The sequence below is a fragment of the Burkholderia sp. Bp8984 genome (genome assembly GCF_003853755.1).
Lineage (GTDB): Bacteria > Pseudomonadota > Gammaproteobacteria > Burkholderiales > Burkholderiaceae > Burkholderia.
In genome coordinates this window covers 126,437-140,974 of the sequence record NZ_QTQN01000006.1, presented here as the reverse complement: position 1 = coordinate 140,974, position 14,538 = coordinate 126,437, and the positions used below count along the sequence as shown (strand labels likewise).

Annotated in this window: 14 protein-coding genes; 9 read left to right on the top strand and 5 right to left on the bottom strand. The window is 60.8% G+C overall.

Annotation, left to right across the window (positions count from 1 at the left end):
* Window positions 1-4: 4 nt before the first annotated feature.
* Genes DID98_RS08895 through DID98_RS08880 form a run of 4 tightly spaced genes read right to left on the bottom strand, consistent with a single transcriptional unit; the run spans window position 5 to window position 3,448 of the window.
* Window positions 5-775 carry an ABC transporter ATP-binding protein gene (locus DID98_RS08895; protein WP_124570615.1) on the bottom strand — a complete coding sequence of 257 codons (771 nt, stop codon included), beginning with the start codon at window positions 773-775 and terminating at the stop codon, window positions 5-7.
* Entirely contained in the window at window positions 762-1,496 is a 735-nt protein-coding gene (locus tag DID98_RS08890; RefSeq protein WP_124570583.1) for an ABC transporter ATP-binding protein, read from the bottom strand. Before DID98_RS08890 ends, DID98_RS08895 begins: the two co-directional genes overlap by 14 nt.
* Window positions 1,496-2,569: a branched-chain amino acid ABC transporter permease gene (locus tag DID98_RS08885; RefSeq protein WP_124570582.1), complete on the bottom strand. Its 1,074-nt coding sequence runs from the start codon at window positions 2,567-2,569 to the stop codon at window positions 1,496-1,498. Before DID98_RS08885 ends, DID98_RS08890 begins: the two co-directional genes overlap by 1 nt.
* 3 nt (window positions 2,570-2,572) lie before the next feature.
* Window positions 2,573-3,448, bottom strand: coding sequence for a branched-chain amino acid ABC transporter permease (locus DID98_RS08880; RefSeq protein ID WP_124570581.1), 876 nt, complete (start codon window positions 3,446-3,448; stop codon window positions 2,573-2,575).
* A gap of 248 nt (window positions 3,449-3,696) precedes the next feature.
* Here DID98_RS08880 and DID98_RS08875 point away from each other — a divergent pair, with 248 nt between their 5' ends.
* The gene (locus DID98_RS08875; protein ID WP_124570580.1) at window positions 3,697-3,936 is read left to right on the top strand and encodes a helix-turn-helix domain-containing protein; all 240 of its coding nucleotides are present in this window, start codon (window positions 3,697-3,699) and stop codon (window positions 3,934-3,936) included.
* A gap of 342 nt (window positions 3,937-4,278) precedes the next feature.
* Entirely contained in the window at window positions 4,279-5,706 is a 1,428-nt protein-coding gene (locus tag DID98_RS08870; RefSeq protein ID WP_124570579.1) for an amidase family protein, read from the top strand.
* Window positions 5,707-5,907: 201 nt separating this feature from the next.
* Here DID98_RS08870 and DID98_RS08865 read toward each other — a convergent pair whose 3' ends face one another.
* Window positions 5,908-6,741, bottom strand: a complete 834-nt coding sequence (locus DID98_RS08865; RefSeq protein ID WP_043177517.1) for a FadR/GntR family transcriptional regulator — start codon at window positions 6,739-6,741, stop codon at window positions 5,908-5,910.
* Between the two features lie 231 nt (window positions 6,742-6,972).
* Here DID98_RS08865 and DID98_RS08860 point away from each other — a divergent pair, with 231 nt between their 5' ends.
* Genes DID98_RS08860 through DID98_RS08830 form a run of 7 tightly spaced genes read left to right on the top strand, consistent with a single transcriptional unit; the run spans window position 6,973 to window position 14,518 of the window.
* Complete coding sequence (locus tag DID98_RS08860; RefSeq protein ID WP_124570578.1) at window positions 6,973-8,232, top strand: acyl-CoA dehydrogenase family protein; 1,260 nt, start codon at window positions 6,973-6,975, stop codon at window positions 8,230-8,232.
* Window positions 8,233-8,264: 32 nt separating this feature from the next.
* On the top strand, window positions 8,265-8,543 hold the full coding sequence (locus DID98_RS08855) for an acyl carrier protein (protein WP_043177519.1): 279 nt from the start codon (window positions 8,265-8,267) through the stop codon (window positions 8,541-8,543).
* Window positions 8,527-9,564, top strand: a complete 1,038-nt coding sequence (locus DID98_RS08850) for a 3-oxoacyl-[acyl-carrier-protein] synthase III C-terminal domain-containing protein (RefSeq protein WP_124570577.1) — start codon at window positions 8,527-8,529, stop codon at window positions 9,562-9,564. Before DID98_RS08855 ends, DID98_RS08850 begins: the two co-directional genes overlap by 17 nt.
* Window positions 9,561-10,508, top strand: a complete 948-nt coding sequence (locus DID98_RS08845) for a 3-oxoacyl-[acyl-carrier-protein] synthase III C-terminal domain-containing protein (RefSeq protein ID WP_124570576.1) — start codon at window positions 9,561-9,563, stop codon at window positions 10,506-10,508. Before DID98_RS08850 ends, DID98_RS08845 begins: the two co-directional genes overlap by 4 nt.
* 50 nt (window positions 10,509-10,558) lie before the next feature.
* On the top strand, window positions 10,559-12,178 hold the full coding sequence (locus tag DID98_RS08840) for an acyl-CoA ligase (AMP-forming), exosortase A system-associated (protein WP_124570575.1): 1,620 nt from the start codon (window positions 10,559-10,561) through the stop codon (window positions 12,176-12,178).
* Window positions 12,175-13,383, top strand: coding sequence for a pyridoxal-dependent decarboxylase, exosortase A system-associated (locus tag DID98_RS08835; RefSeq protein ID WP_124570574.1), 1,209 nt, complete (start codon window positions 12,175-12,177; stop codon window positions 13,381-13,383). Before DID98_RS08840 ends, DID98_RS08835 begins: the two co-directional genes overlap by 4 nt.
* 28 nt (window positions 13,384-13,411) lie before the next feature.
* Window positions 13,412-14,518, top strand: coding sequence for an acyl-CoA dehydrogenase family protein (locus tag DID98_RS08830; RefSeq protein ID WP_124570573.1), 1,107 nt, complete (start codon window positions 13,412-13,414; stop codon window positions 14,516-14,518).
* Window positions 14,519-14,538: the final 20 nt, after the last annotated feature.

Here is a 14,538-nt window from a genome sequence, read left to right as displayed (position 1 = left end):
GTCTTCATCGGGTGAGGTCCAGGTGGGAATGCGTCGAATGTGGTGAAGAGATTGAAAACGTGTCAGACTCGGCGGCCGGCGACAGGTATTGCGCCAACGGATGAGCCCCCGCCGAACCGCTTCGTGGCTCGATGCGGCCGGCATGGGCAACTCGTCCATTCTTGAGCACGATGCAGCGCTGCGCGCTGCGCAGCACGAGATCGAGGTTCTGCTCGACGAGCAGCACCGAGAGCTGCGATCGGCGGCACAGCGTTGGGATGACCTCGCCGATCAGCTCGACCAGATTCGGCTGCACACCGTCGGACGGTTCGTCCAGCAACAGCAGTTTCGGCCGACCGCACAGCGCGCGGGCAATCGCGAGCACCTGTTGCTCACCACCGGACAGCGTGCCGCCGTGCTGCGAGAGTCGGGACTTGAGAATGGGGAAATACTCGAACACCTCGTCGAGAATCGCCCCACCACCCACAGCCTGCGTGCCCATCGTGAGGTTTTCGCGCACGGTCAGTTTGGGAAAAATCCAGCGCCCCTGAGGAACTAGTCCGATGCCGCGTCGGGCGATCGCATGGGTGCGCAAGCCGTTGATAGATTGCCCCTGAAACCGCACGTCACCTGTCACGCGTGGCAGCAAGCCCATGATCGCTTTGACCAGGGTCGTCTTTCCCACGCCATTGCAGCCGAGTACTCCGACAACTTCGTTTGGCCCGACGTCGAGGTCGAGTTGATGCAGCACTGCTACGTCGCCATACCCGGCAGACAGATTCTCAATGTGTAGCATGACCCGCTCCCTGACCGAGATAGATGCGCCGGATTTCTTCATCGCGCGCGATGTCCGCATAGGAGCCCCGTCGAACGATCCGGCCGCGGTGCATGACCCAGGTCTCGCACCGTAGCGCTTCGACAAAGCTCAGGTCGTGCTCGATCGCGAGTACCGCGCAGCGCTCGCGCAGACGGTGAATCAGGCATACGAGCCGCTGCGCATCGGCGACCGAGAGGCCAGCGGCCGGTTCATCGAGCAAGAGCAACGCGGGTTGGCACATCATCGCCATACCGATCTCCAGCCACTGGCGTTCACCATGCGGCAGGGTCATCGCACATAAGTTGGCCTGGTCCGACAGTCCTATCTCGTCCAGAATGGCGTCCGGGTTCGGCATCGGCGTATCCCGGTACGCGGCAACACCGAGGCCCGCGACGACGAGGTTCTCGCGCACGCTCATTGAAAGAAATGTATTCGTGCCTTGGAACTTCCGAACCACGCCGCGTCGGCAGAATCGGTGCATCGGCCGCCCCGTCATGCGCTCACCGGCGAGATACAACTCTCCGGCCCCTGGCGCGATCGCACCGGACAACAGCCCGACCAAAGTGCTCTTGCCAGCGCCGTTCGGGCCAATCACGCACAGCAGGTCGTGTGAGCCAATCGACACATCGACGTTGTCGACCGCGTGAATGCCACCGAACGCGCGCTGCAACCCTTCACCCTTTATCAGCGGCGTATCCATTACCGGCCTCCTTCCACGCGTTCGGCCCGATGTAAGGGGCTACGTCCCCGTCGAATTCGATCGATCCGACGTGTCCCGGCAATCAAGCCATCGAGTCGTACGCCGTTGGGCAGGAACAGCACGCAGCAGAGGAACAATGCGCCGAGCAGCAGCGGCCATCCGTCAGTAGTTGCGCTCGATACCGTTTGCTTAAGCAGCGTCAACCCGACGGCGGCGAGTACCGGACCACCGAGCGTGCCTTTACCGCCGATCGCCACCCATAGAATGACTTCGGTAGCCAGCACCGGCGAGAACACATCGGGCGCCACTACCCCCGAACAGGCGGCCATTAACGTTCCTGCAATAGCGGCAAGTCCGGCCGATGCGACGAACACCAGCAAAAGGTGTCCGGACGTGTGATAGCCGCACGCCTTTGCGCGCCATTCGTTCGTCGCGATCGCGGTCAGCACTTTGCCGTACCGGCTGCGGCATACGAACCAGGTCGCGACGAGCAGCACGGCAAGCACGATCACGACCGTGTACCAGGACCCGCGCGCCCCGCTCAAATCGAGCGTCTGCCCGACCGGTGAGAAGGACAATCCCGGAATGCCGAGGAGGCCCGTGTCACCGCCCGTGACCGACTGCCAGCTTGTCGCCAGTTGCTGGACGACAATCAGCACGGCCATGCTGATAATGGCGAAAAAGTGCAACCGCACACCGGCGAACAACAGGAAATAGCCCAACACGACCGCGACGACCATGGCACAGATCAGCCCTACGATCACTCCAACGGCGGACGTCTGTCCATATTGCACGGTGGCGATTGCGAAACCGTACGCGCCGAGTCCGAAGAAGGTCGTGTGTCCGAGCGTGAGCACACCAGCCCTGCCCCACAGCACGTCGTAGCTCAGCGCGAGCAGTCCCATGATCAGCGCATCCCGCACGGTCGAAAGCGGGTAGCTCCCCAGGCAATGCGGCAAGATCAATGCGGCAGCAACGATCGCGGCGCCGATTGCCATCGGAGAGATGTCTTCGATACCGAGCGCTGGCTGAAACAGCCAGCGGCGCATACTCGAAAGAAGTTGTCGCAGCATGATTCAACCTTTACCGTGGAGCTGATGGGCGGCGCTGAAACCGGGCAACAGCCCTTGTGGCCGAAAACGGATCAGAACGATGGACAGAATCAGCACGATCGCCGAGGCGAGCGACGGATCCACGCGATAGCTGAGCAGCGTTTCAGCCGTGCCGACGAAGGCGCTGCCCAGAAGACTGCCGGCGATCGAACCGATACCGCCCAACACGATTACGAAGAACGCCTTGGCCAGATAGGCGACGCCAAGATGGGACTCCACCGATATCATCGGCGCGACAAGTACACCGGCCAGCGATGCGAGTGCGGCACCGCCACAGAACGCCAGCCGGTTCAGCCGTCGCGTGTCGATACCGACGGCCTCCGCCATCGCGGGGTGTTGGATTACAGCACGCAGCTGAATTCCGAAGCGCGCATAGGCGAATAGCAGCCAGCAACCGGTCGTCACCACCGCTGCAACGCCAATCACGAAGAGTCGATACGCCGGATAGCTGCCCCCCGGCACGGGAATCGCCCCATCTACGGGCGCGTACACCAACATCGGATGTGTGCCGAAAATCAGTTCGAGGGCTTTCTGGACAATCAAGCTGATCGCGTACGTCGCGAGCAATGTGTCAAGCGGACGGTCGTAGAGCAGTCGGATCACGAGGCGCTCAAGGAACCACCCGAGCACCGCGCCAACCGCCGGCGCGACAAACAACGCGAGCCAGAACGCATGCGGCCCGCCCAACGATTGCGCCACTGCCAACGTGTAGGCCCCGATCGTCACCCATTCCGCGTGTGCAAGGTTCACAATGTCCATCAGGCCGAAAACAATGGCTAGCCCCAAAGCAATCAGCATCAAGATGCAGACGTAACTCAATATATTAAGCATTCCTACCATATATCCCTCGCAAGCTCACTCCAATCAAAGGGGCGCGCGCGATCTAAACGTGACACGTCACCCTAGCGGGGTCGACGTCCCCTGACTCAAACACCCCACCTTCCGCCGGCCCAGCGCTTGACCGACACCCCATAAAATTCACAATATATTGTGAATATTAGGACAAAACAAATCGAATTCACAATATATTGTGAATTTCGGAGCGAATGCTCCCCGATACTCGATTTGCCTAATCAAATCGAGTTGGCATGACCACAGAACCATTCATCAAAGCGCTCGGCAACGAGATACGCAGCCGTCGCAAAAGAAAAAAGCTGACACAGGTCGGGCTCGCTGTTCGCGCAAACGTCCATCCCAACACCGTCTCGCTCATCGAACGCGCTGAGACGGTTGCCGGACTCGAGGCCCTGCTCGTTCTGGCTGAGGCACTCGACACGCCGCTGTCGCAAATCATCAAAGGCGCCGAGGACCGCATCAGTATTCGTTGATCTGTTCTGTTTCGGCTCCCCATCTCTGCGGAGTTCTCCCCCCGTCGCAACACTTGCCGTAGCCCTACCCGCCAACACCGCACTATCAGCCGTGGTGGCGCACGCTCGGGGACGTATCTGACTTCGCCATCGAGCGAGCTGGAAGCGCTAGACCATACAGGCCGCTCTCGAGCGGCGACACCGTTCTTCGGCAGATTTATTATCACTAATCTACGAGCCTAATAATCAGCTGTCAACGGCCGTCATCGTCGCGTTTACCCTACAAATATCGACCGCATGGTGGCCTTGACATACACCATCATCGCACCTACCTTCAATTTATTATAATTAATTGGAGGCGAGATGACGAACAACCTTTGCGAGCTAACGACCCACGAGCTCAGCGCGCTCTACGAAAACGGTGAAGTCTCGCCGGTCGACGTCATGCGTGACGTGCTCGATCGCATCCAGTCGCTCGACCCGGCGGTCAATGCGGTCTGCGAAATTACCGACACAGCGCTCAGCATGGCAGAGGCCTCCGAAGCTCGATGGCGACGCGGCATATCCCTGGGGCCGCTTGACGGCGTACCGATCACCATCAAGGACAACGTTTCCATCGCGGGCGTCGCAACTCGGTTCGGCTCTCGCGTTACAGGGTCAGAAGCGTCGCATTCGGACAGTCCCTGCGTTGCAAGACTGCGAGAAGCGGGTGCAATCTGCTTTGCCAAGACCACGCTACCCGACTTTGCACACAAAATAGTCACAGATAGCCCTCTTACCGGTACTACACGCAATCCGTGGGATCTCACGCGTACGCCCGGCGGCAGCAGCGGTGGTGCAGCAGCAGCAGTTGCGCTCGGGATGGGCTCCGCAGCGATCGGGACCGACGGCGGGGGTTCCATTCGTATTCCCGCTGCATTCACCGGAACGTTCGGGTTCAAACCAAGCTTCGGGCGCGTGCCTCATGCGCCACGCGGCCCGTTCGGTTTGCTCAGCCACGTCGGCCCTATGACGCGCTGCGTCGAAGATGCGGCGCGCATCCTGACCGTGATCAGCCTGCCAGACAGCCGTGACTGGTACGCCCTACCGTTCGATGGTGGTGACTACGCACGCGGTCTGCAATGTCGGCCTGTCCCCGACGGTATCCGTATTGCCTGTAGCCCAACGCTCGGGCTGCCGATTGCGGTTGAACCTGGAATCCATGCCGCCGTGATGCGTGCCGCAATCACCCTCCGCGAATTAGGCGCCCGAGTTGATGCTGCCGACCCGCCCAGCATCGGTCGATGCAACGCCATCCATGCGACTCTCTGGCGCGCGTTTTGCCGACAGCTCACGTCCGGCCTGCCAAGTGGCATCGATGATCTGGATCCGACGCTACAGGCATATGCTCGTGAAGGAGAGGACGTGTCGCGCGAAACATTGCTTGGCGCGTTGATCGAACGCGGCGACCTAGGTGCGGCAGTCAATGCCTTTTTCGAGCGACACGATATCCTGATCTGCCCTGTGTACCCGCGTGTCGCCATGCCGCTCGCCGAGGTAGCGTCTACCAATGAGCTGTTTCCACATTTCACTGCATGGTGTAATCAACTCGGCTTGCCCGCGGCGAGTCTTTACGCAGGCTTAACGGACGACCAACTACCCATTGGCGTACAGATCGTCGGAGGCCGTCACTCTGATGCATTGGTCCTTTGGGTCAGCCATGAGCTTGAGGTCGCATTGGGAAGAGCGCCATTTGCTAAGATGACGCGCGCTCTGTCGGCTTCCGGCGCCAGCGGGGCGCGGATGATCTGAGACGCCCAAGCGGATTACGCCTCGATCGTAGCGAACTTAAGCTGATGCGTCATGCGGACGCTGACTGGCGGAAAGAGCCGCAACGTCCGCGCACATCCAAACTCATCGAATCGACAGCGCGCTGTAGGGGCGGGCAATCGATGATGTCACTGCCGCGTCGTCGAACCGACGCTCGTAGTGAATGTCAAAATTCACTGCCCATCATGACTCGCCGCGGTCGCCAAGATCCAATTCGGAGTCCAGCACCAGCTTCTGCTGCAGCGCAGCGTGCACTGTGCGCAACTGCGAATGCGCTTCGTCCATGTGCGCCGTCATGAGTTGCGCGACCGCGTCAGCATCTCGGCGTCGCGCGGCGTCCAGTATCGCGCGGTGCGCGGCAACCGTGTGCCGCCCGAATGCCTGATAGTCCTGCTGTGTCACGTTTCCCGCCACGATCACGAGCGTGTGCAGCATCTGATTGATGATCTGGCACAGGCTGCGCAGAAACGCATTCGGATGCGCGGCAGCCAGTACATCGTGGAAATGGATATCCTCGTGTCGCTGGTCGAGCGCCTCGGCGTGACGTGCCTCGAACGGCTCGCAGACGGACACACTACGCTCGAGCGCATCGAAGTCCGCGTCGCTCAGATGGGGAACCGCACCCGCCGCCACCATGGGTTCCAGCGTGCGGCGTACCGCATAAATGTCCTCGAGCGTGACGCTCTCGAAAAACAGATAGTTCTGCAGCGACTGGAATGCTCGGGCCAGTGGCACGCGCGTAATCGTCGCCCCGCCATCCGGCCCGGTACTCAGGCTCACGAGTCCTTGTATCTCCAGTGCCTTGAGCGCATCGCGCATCGAGCCGCGGCTGACGTTGAACATTTGCTGAAGCTCGGCCTCCTTGTTCAAGCGCTTTCCTGGCCGTGCCTGCCCGTCGTTAATCCAACGCTTGATCTGCTCGGCCACTTGGTCGCCGCGCTTGATTGCGCGCGAGCCTCGTTTATCCGGCTGCGCCGGCGACATCTTCTTTTCGGTTGTCGGTTTTCGCCCTGCCATATCGGTCACGTCCGTCGTTGGCCATTCACTGCTGTATTCCGGCGCCATTATCGGGCATCCGCGCCCGATACGGACAAATTTCCGGTTCCATGCAAGCCTCCCTCCCAAGGTTAGGAGTAGCCGGGATAGTGACCAGGTCCTACGCTGCAATCCGAACACCATACGCCGAGTACCCATCACTTCCCTGCACGTCGGTCACTCGATGTCGGTAGCCATCTGGAGAAATCCCTCATGTCACAGTCGGTGAAGTCGTCTCAGATGCAATCCACGCTTGCGACCATCCGGGCCAACCTCTCGGCCGACGGGCTGGAACTGGATCAGCTTGCTGCACGCATGCGTTTGCACGGCCCCGAAGCCGACCGGACAGGGCAGATTCCAGATGCAGTTTGCGCACCCTCGGACGTACCTGCACTGAACCTGAATCTCGTTCCGGCCGCGTACGGAGGTTGCACGGACGTGCAATCACTAATGTCGCGCACCACACTGATGGAATATCTCGGATATGCAGACGCGGCACTAGCACTCGCGCTGCCCGGCCCCGGCCTCGCAATGCCGCCCGTCCTCGCACTCGGCAGCGGCGAGCAACAGACTCGCTTCTTCAAACGATTTCGCAGCGACACACCGCGCTGGGGTGCGTTTGCCATTACGGAACCCGACTGCGGCTCGGATGCGACCGCGATGCGGACCACCGCTCGCAAGACGGCGCGCGGCTGGGTGCTGAACGGCACCAAGTGCTTCATCACCAATGGCGCACGCGCAGACGATGTCATCATGTTCGCCACCATCAATCGGCACGCTGGTCGCTTCGGTGTTCGAGCGTTCCATGTAAATCGCAATACCCCGGGCTTCTCCGTCGATCGCGTCGAGCAAATGGCAGGGCTGCGCGCCAGTCAACTCGCGGTTCTCTCCTACAACGACTGCGAAGTACCCGACGACGCACTTCTCAGACGCGGTAACGAAAAGCCTCTCAACGACGCGTTTTCGGGCGCACAACACGCATGGGACTACTTCCGCCCCCTACTTTCCGCGGTCATGGTCGGCGCATGTCGACGAGTACGCGATGATCTCGCGGCCTACTTCGACGCAGGCGGACATCCTGTGAATCAACGCCATCGCACTGCCGACGTGAACGAAGCTCTGCTCGATATCGATCGGCAAATCACTACGGCCCAGTTGCTCTGCCGACACGCGGCGTGGAAAACAGATCGAGGAATGGCCACTTCGGAGGACGCGTCAATGGCCAAGGCGTACGCGTCACAAGTAGCCGCCCGCATCACCCGAGCTGCAATCGATCTCGCCGGCCTTGACGGTATCGCTGCCTTTCCGTCGCTTGAGCAAAGTTATCGCGATGCAAAGGCCTTCGACATCATGGAAGGTACCGGGGACCTGCAGCGGCTCATGATTGCTCGCTCCACACTCCGCTCGGCTTCTCTTCCCTGGGAGGTCATCTCTCCCGCGCCGCACCGCTCTACAGAAGCGCACCCATCCTGAACCCATCCGAAACTTCGCACTGGAGATCGTTCATGGCAACCCATCCCGTTTCCCCCAGCTCCGCCAGCGTGTCCGAGACAGTGAAAGCTTGCTTGCTATCGGTACTTGGCAGCACCCTGAGCACCGATCTCATCGTAGACGACACCAACCTCTTCGATGTCGGTGTGGATTCGATGAATATGACGGACTTGCTGCTGCAACTCGAACAGCGCTTCGGTTTCACGCTGGCCCCCGAGGATCTATCCGCCGATCTGTTCCTGCGCTTCGGCAATCTCGTCTCTTTCGTCGAATCCCATGCGTCCTTCGACTAACTTCACTGGCGCCGAACCGCGCATTGTCGCCACGGCGCGATATATCCCACAGCACGATGTCACGGCCGATGCACATTCCGAACCATTCATGGTTTCCGGTGGGTCCGCACGCGAGGACGTGATGCAAGCAGTGTATGCCGATACGCTGCGGTGGCGCGACAGTGGTGCCCCATTCGGCGTGGCCGGTATTCCGTTGCCGCAAGCATCACGGGCTACTGAAAACCGGGTCGCTGCGGAATCCGACCAGACATTGTCCGACATGGCACTTGCCACTGTGCGAACGCTGCTTGACTCGTCATCTCAGGTCGAAGCGCTCACACTCGATCAAATCATCGTATGCACAACGAGCTTCGAGCATGATCTGGCATTGTCGTGCGCCTGCCGTCTCCACAGCGAACTTGGATCAAGCCGAGCACCGCTGGCGGTCGGCCAGCTTCAAGGCGTGTCGTTTCTGATGGCGTTGGAAATTGCCGTGGCGATGATGGCCGCTGACATCCGAATGAATACCGTCGTGATTGTCGCCGCGGAGCGCTGGCGCCGGCCATTCTCACGTCGCATAGGTGCACTGGTCGACATGGGCGACGGGGCCGCTGCCGTCCTGATCGCGAGACACCCCAGCCCCGGATGGCGGGTACGCGGGCTCACGGTACGGACGCCAGGAATCCCACCTCTGGCAAGCGAGCGCGAATCCATCTACACATCGACCCTCACGGATGTCATTGGCGAGACGTGCGCAAGCGCGGGTTTTCAACCTGGCAATGTCGACTGGGTACTTCCTGCGCCAGTCGACACTCATCTGGCTCACGAAATCCACACGCGCTGTGGATTGCGGCCCGAACGTGCCTGCCATATATGCATGGACGCGCCCGGCCATTTCTGCGCAGCCGACACGCCCGCGCGACTCGACGCGCTGCTGCAATCGATCAACCCTAACGAGGGACAACATGCCCTCGTTTGGTCTGCCGGTTTCCAAGGGCAGGCCGGTTGCGCTCTCCTTGAATTTCGTCGAGGTGGATCATGATTGCGTCGCAACAAGCCAACTCCCTTTCTCTATCTGGCATCGCGTTCAGCCTGCCAGATCGGACTGTGGATGCGCATCGCTGGGCGGAGCGCTGTGGTCAGCCGTCGACTCGTGCGCGTGCACTGATCGAAAACGGCGTAACGCAGTTCCACGACGCAGCTGGCGAATCGCCCGTGACACTTGCCGTCGACGCCATATCGTCCCTGCTGCGCAACACCAGAACAGCACCCGAAACGATCGATGCGTTCGTGTACACGCACACGATTCAGACCAGCGTTATCGCACCACCCGCGAGTACTACGCAACAGATCCAGTCCCAAATGAATCTGAACCGTGCGCTGGCATTTTCAATCATGCAACAGCACTGCGTCTCACCAATGGCCGCGATCCGTGTGTTGCAGGCGCTCGCCTCGCGACAACTCACCATCCGGCGAGCGATTGTGGTCTGCGCCGACGTGATCGGTTCCCACTGCGACCGGCTGCGGGCAATCCAGGATCTTGCGCTCCATAGCGACGGTGCCTGTGCGCTGCTGCTCGAACGAGGCGGCCACCAAAATGCCATCGCGGGCTTGCACTTGTATACAGACGGACGATCGTTCCGAGGTACGGACGAGGATCTGCAGCCGGTTCCCGACGATCGATACTACTGGTCTGCGTTCACGACCATGCGTGCCGCTATTCAGCAAGCGGGCATCACGACACGCGAGATTACGCACGTACTGCCTCACCACGCCAATCTTCCGGGCTGGTCCAGGCTGATGGCAATGCTAGCCATCCCTCGCGAGCGGCTCTTCACGGCGAACTTCGCGCCAATCGGCCACGTCTTTGGCGCCGATCCTTTCATTAACTTCCAGACATGTTCGAACCGGGAACCGGGCGGTTACTCGCTGCTGTTCTCATGTGGCCTAGCAGGGTGCTTTGGTGCAATGGTGGTCCGCCACTGATCAGCCCATCGATTTCCTTTCAACGCTCGACATTCGATCCGGATACCGTCATGAGAAACATACTCGACCTCGTGGAAGCGGCTGCAAGCCGCACACCTGATGTGGAAGCGCTCGTCTGCGGTTCCGCCCGCATAAGCTACCAAGATCTGGCTCTGCGCGCGCGCGGTATGGGCGACGCCCTCCACGCACTTGGGTTCACGGCCGGCGCGCGCATTGCGATTTATCTGGACAAACGTGTCGAGACGGTCGTGTCGATGCTGGGTGCCGCCGCGGCGCAATACGTGTTCGTTCCCATCAACCCGCTCCTCAAACCCCAGCAGGTCGCTCACATCATGCTCGACTCCGGTGCCGATTGCCTGATTACCAGCGCGCTGCGCGCGCGGGTCCTTGACGAACATGGTCTTACCGGCGTTTCCAACACAATCATCGTGGACGATGCCGGCTCCGCAAGCCGACATCTCCGAACAACAACGCACGTTCAAAGCTGGCCCGAGTCCGCAAGCGGAAATCGCACGAAACGCGATAGTGAAAATCCACCACAATCACCGGCGTCGTCCAATGTCGACACGGATCTGGCCGCCATTCTCTACACATCAGGCTCGACTGGATTGCCGAAAGGCGTGATGCTGAGCCACCGCAACCTGCTCGAAGGTGCCTGGAGCGTTGCTCACTATCTGAACAACGTCTCATCCGATCGAATCCTCGCCGCCCTGCCGCTCAGTTTCGATGCTGGCCTGAGTCAGCTCACATCGGCCTGGGCGGCGGGAGCCACCGCCGTGCTCATCAACTATCTGGCACCGCAAGACGTCATTGATGCCTGCGTGAGCGAACGCATTACAGCGATCACGGGCGTACCGCCATTGTGGATGCAACTGGCCCGTGCGGCTTGGCCCGAAACGGCAAGCCGGAAGCTGCGCTACTTCGCGAATACCGGCGGCAAGCTGCCGGCGCCCGTCTTGCAGCAACTCCGGGCATTGTTTCCGCAGGCCAAACCCTATCTAATGTATGGCCTGACCGAGGCATTTCGCTCCACGTTTCTCGATCCAACGGAAGTGGACCGCCATCCCGATTCCATTGGGAAAGCCATACCGAACGCCCGAATTCTGGTCGTGCGCGATGACGGCTCGCCTTGTGGACCGAACGAAACCGGAGAACTCGTCCATGTCGGAGCCTGCGTCACGCTCGGCTATTGGAATGATACGACGCGCACAGCCCAGCGCTATCGACCTTCGCCCGAGATGAAACCCGGTGGCGCGCCGCGAGATCGCGCTGTCTGGTCAGGCGATCTGGTACGGCGAGATGCAGAAGGATTTCTGTACTTCGTCGCACGCAACGACGCCCAAATCAAGAGTTCCGGCTATCGCATCAGCCCGGAAGAGATCGAAGAAGTCGTTCACGACAGTGGCCTGGTCATGGAGGCGGTTGCCTTCGGAATCCCTGACGATGAACTTGGGGAAGCGATCGTCCTGTTGGTTGTGCCGGTCGCCACGTGCTTCGATGCTCAAACGCTTCAGGCCTGGTGTGTGGAACATCTGCCGCGCTACATGGTGCCGCAACGCATCGTGGTCCGCGAGACAGTTCCGCGCAACCCCAACGGGAAATTCGATCGGGCCGCATTGCGCGCCGCCTTCGCCGGACCTGACGCCACTTCCGAAGTGAGGCAATCATGAATGCGCTGTTTGGCGAGCGTGAAGGTGTTCTTACCATCGGCGGCGTCGAGATCAATCGCTTGGCGGACCGTGCAGGGCGCACGCCGTTCTTCGTCTATGATCGCGCAACGCTCGACGAGCGTGTATGCACGCTGCGCGATACGCTGCCAGCCGGTATCGACCTACATTACTCGATTAAGGCGAACCCGATGCCCGCGGTAGTCCATCACCTTGCGCCGCAGATGGACGGGTTCGACGTGGCATCGGCCAATGAGATGGCACTTGCGCTGAATGCAGGCATGCCCGCGGAACTGATCGGCTTCGCCGGGCCCGGCAAGAGCCGCGACGACTTGCGTCGCGCCGTCGCAAGCGGTGTCAACATTCACCTCGAATCGACCACGCAGTTGCACCTCGTGACTGCGCTCGGCTGGGAGCTCGGCGTGCAGCCCAAGGTCGCCATCCGAGTCAACCCAGACTTTCACGTCGATCACAGCGGCATGCGCATGGGTGGGGGGGCCACCCCTTTTGGGCTCGATGCGGGGCAGGTGCCCGAGCTACTGCGCGAGCTCGATGCAAGGGAAGTGGCACTGGCCGGCTTTCATATTTTCTGGGGGTCCCAGTGTCTACACGCCCCGACCGTCATCGAAGCTCAACGCAAGAGCGCGGATCTCGCCGTGAGATTGGCCGGCGGCCTGCCAGTCGCGCCGCAATACGTGAACTTCGGAGGAGGTTTCGGCATCCCCTATTTCGCGGGGGAAACACCACTCGACCTCGATGCGGTCACCAATGCCATGCATGATTGGCTCGACGTATTCCGCGGTCGTTTACCGGGCACACGCACGGTCCTGGAATTTGGGCGATATTTGGTCGGGGAAGCCGGCATCTATGTCTGCCGAGTGATCGATCGCAAGGTATCCCGAGACCGAACGTTCCTGATTACCGATGGCGGCCTGCACCACCATCTGGCTGCATCGGGAAACTTCGGGCAGATCCTGCGCCGCAATTTTCCGGTCACTATCGGGAATCGCCAAACACAAGCCCCGACGGAGCGTTGCCACATCGTCGGATGCCTGTGCACGCCCCTCGACCGGATCGCCGACGACGTGCTGCTTCCCGAGGCTCGCATTGGGGACTTTGTGGTCGTCTTCCAATCAGGTGCGTATGGACGCTCGGCCAGCCCTAGGGACTTTCTCGGCCACCCTGATGCGATCGAGATGCTCGTCTGACCACCCTCGTCCTTTGTGGAGGATTGTGATGTTCTCCCCCGACTCCTTCCCGCCAGGGCCCGCTCCGGCGCCGTGGGCACTGACCGATGATCAACGCAACCTCTATATCGCGAGCCAACGCTTCGCGCGCGACCGACTGGAGCCCCTGCTTGCCGGTTCACCCAGCGTAGCAGCGTGGAAAGAAACCGTCAGACTCGCTGCCGCAACACTTGATCTTGGAGCAATGGTTTTACCCGAGGAACACGGCGGCCTGGGAATCGACCGTCACGGCCTGGCACTTGTTGTCGAAGCGCTCGCCGCTGGACCGCTTGAGCGTGCGTTGGAGTTGACGCTGACAGCACCCGCGCTCATGGTGCTCCGGACGCACAATGAACTCGGTCCAGTTCTGGCTCGGCCAGTTCAGGCGTATTTTGACGGCACAACAGCGATCGCGTTGTCCGTGCCCGGCATCGACAACGCAACAATATGGCAACTCGGTCCACTGGGCGACGCTGTGACCCTCGCCATGCGGATAGATGACAAGCGGCGCCTCCTCCTCACCGAGCGCCCACGTGATCAGCGACCTTCGAGATCGGCAGGCATCGCGACGCTCGGCACCCTCGTTTTGGAGCAATTGCATTCGGACGAAGCCGCGGCCGAAACGCCCCTCGCCGTGATTGCGCGAGCCGACAGCGATAGCGTTCCTCCCGCGCAAACGTACATGACGGAAATCGGCCTCTATCTAGCTGCGCTCTTGACGGGCGCCATGCAACATAGCGTCCGGTTCGCGTTCGATTACGCGACGACTCGGCAAGCGTTCCGAAAGCCGTTAGCAAGCCACCAGCTCGTCGCGGCGCGATTATCCGACATGCTGATCGTCACCCATGGCACTCACCTGTTTTTGCAGGCAGTAAGGACGGCTCGCCCGTCGGCGCCGGTCCCGTTAGTCCGTCAGTTACTGCGACACGTCGCGGCCGAGTCGGTCAGCGTCAGTCGCGAATTCGTGCAGCTTTGCGGCGGCCATGGTTATGTTGAAGGGCTCCCGCCGGCAGCCCGCCTCCAGACGGGCCACTGGTTTGCCTTCCTGCTGCAGTGCATCGACACAGCGCTCGGCTGGCTCGCGGAGCCGCGGATGGCGAATGAGGAGGTCGACTGATGATTGGCTGCGCCCCTACG

Coding starts and splice junctions, on each gene's coding strand:
- DID98_RS08895 (WP_124570615.1), bottom strand. CDS start 775: ATGCTACACATTGAGAATCTGTCTGCCGGGTATGGCGACGTAGCAGTG.
- DID98_RS08890 (WP_124570583.1), bottom strand. CDS start 1,496: ATGGATACGCCGCTGATAAAGGGTGAAGGGTTGCAGCGCGCGTTCGGT.
- DID98_RS08885 (WP_124570582.1), bottom strand. CDS start 2,569: ATGCTGCGACAACTTCTTTCGAGTATGCGCCGCTGGCTGTTTCAGCCA.
- DID98_RS08880 (WP_124570581.1), bottom strand. CDS start 3,448: ATGGTAGGAATGCTTAATATATTGAGTTACGTCTGCATCTTGATGCTG.
- DID98_RS08875 (WP_124570580.1), top strand. CDS start 3,697: ATGACCACAGAACCATTCATCAAAGCGCTCGGCAACGAGATACGCAGC.
- DID98_RS08870 (WP_124570579.1), top strand. CDS start 4,279: ATGACGAACAACCTTTGCGAGCTAACGACCCACGAGCTCAGCGCGCTC.
- DID98_RS08865 (WP_043177517.1), bottom strand. CDS start 6,741: ATGGCAGGGCGAAAACCGACAACCGAAAAGAAGATGTCGCCGGCGCAG.
- DID98_RS08860 (WP_124570578.1), top strand. CDS start 6,973: ATGTCACAGTCGGTGAAGTCGTCTCAGATGCAATCCACGCTTGCGACC.
- DID98_RS08855 (WP_043177519.1), top strand. CDS start 8,265: ATGGCAACCCATCCCGTTTCCCCCAGCTCCGCCAGCGTGTCCGAGACA.
- DID98_RS08850 (WP_124570577.1), top strand. CDS start 8,527: ATGCGTCCTTCGACTAACTTCACTGGCGCCGAACCGCGCATTGTCGCC.
- DID98_RS08845 (WP_124570576.1), top strand. CDS start 9,561: ATGATTGCGTCGCAACAAGCCAACTCCCTTTCTCTATCTGGCATCGCG.
- DID98_RS08840 (WP_124570575.1), top strand. CDS start 10,559: ATGAGAAACATACTCGACCTCGTGGAAGCGGCTGCAAGCCGCACACCT.
- DID98_RS08835 (WP_124570574.1), top strand. CDS start 12,175: ATGAATGCGCTGTTTGGCGAGCGTGAAGGTGTTCTTACCATCGGCGGC.
- DID98_RS08830 (WP_124570573.1), top strand. CDS start 13,412: ATGTTCTCCCCCGACTCCTTCCCGCCAGGGCCCGCTCCGGCGCCGTGG.